The 1,287-nt window shown below is 64.4% G+C and carries 1 pseudogene; it reads right to left on the reverse strand.

The window, feature by feature from the left end:
- Positions 1-1,138, reverse strand: a pseudogene (locus tag RUW20_RS15365) (cyclic beta 1-2 glucan synthetase); the annotation flags it as partial.
- Between the last annotated feature and the right edge of the window lie 149 nt (positions 1,139-1,287).

Here is a 1,287-nt window from a genome sequence, read left to right on the forward strand (position 1 = left end):
CGACGTGCCCCGCGCGGTCGTCAATTCCGCCGCCAGCGTCGCTCGCCGCTGCGCCAAGGCGAGCCATCTCGACCGCCCGGCGGGCGACCTCGCCCTCGGATAGGCACCCCTTCTTCGCTATCCTCTCGATGGTATGGCGGTATCGATCGCGGCTGGCAAAATCCATCCGGCCATAGACGCCGCCTGGGTCCTCACGCAGCGTGTTCTCGACCACGCTCTGGGTCTCGACGAATGTGCGCCAGTCCGTCGCGCCAAGAATCCGGAGACTGCCGATGCTGTTGCTGATCGAGACCTGATCGGCGGCCTGTTGCTGGTTCTCCGATTGCACGAGGTGCTCGATGGTCAGACCCGACTCCGACAAGCGCTGCTCGATCCAGGTCAAGGGCAGCGCCAGAGTGGGGCCGCGTCCCTGCAAGCGCCGCGCGAGCTCGGCGACGAAGCCGCCGACCAGCGGAGGATCCGAGCACGCCATGTCGGCGACCACCAGGATCAAACTCTTGGGATCACTGACTGCGGTCTCCGCCATCCGCTCTGCCCAGGTGGCGGCCAGGTTTCGCTCGGCCCAACTGGCCGCGATGCGTACACCGACGCGACGCAAATTCTCGATCACTGCCAGCCGCAGCATGATCGGGATCGCCCACAACTCGCCAAGCTTCATCGGGCTAACGCCCTGGTAGGCCATCACGAAGCCGCTCAGACTTTCGATATCGACGCGACCATCGCCATGCGCAATGGTTTCCAGCGCGAGGTCGTATACTCGTGGACGCCCGGCCGACGGCCCATGCGCCAGGCGCGGGAGTTCACGGCTGTAGCCTTCGGGCAAGTGCCGCTTGGCCGTGCGGATCTGCTCTTCGATGAGATAGAAATTGTCGAGCAACCATTCCCCGGCCGGCATCATCCGGCGGCTCTCCGTGGCCGCCGTCGTCAACAGCTCGCACACTTCAACCAGGGTGCTTTCGTTGTCTGCCAGCCGAGGCAGGAGCCGGTCCGGCGCCTGCCCGGGAATCAGTTTGTGCGAGGCCGCAAGCGCCTCGCCATGCAGCGCCATTTGATCGGCGCTGAACAACTCGGAGCGCAACGGGGGTTCTGCGTCGGGTAAGGTCCTTAGCCCGCCACCATCCCCGCGCCGGGCTTTCACTGGCCGAAGATAGCTGCTGCGCTTGGTGTCGGCGTTCAATTCAAAGGATCCTTTTCTGAAAACGAAATCGCCATGCAGGGCAGCACAGCGAGGAATGCGTGCCGCCTACTCCGCCAACAGTTCGACCACCGGCTCAAGTTGCTCCACAT

Source organism: Accumulibacter sp., from assembly GCF_032229525.1.
GTDB lineage: Bacteria > Pseudomonadota > Gammaproteobacteria > Burkholderiales > Rhodocyclaceae > Accumulibacter.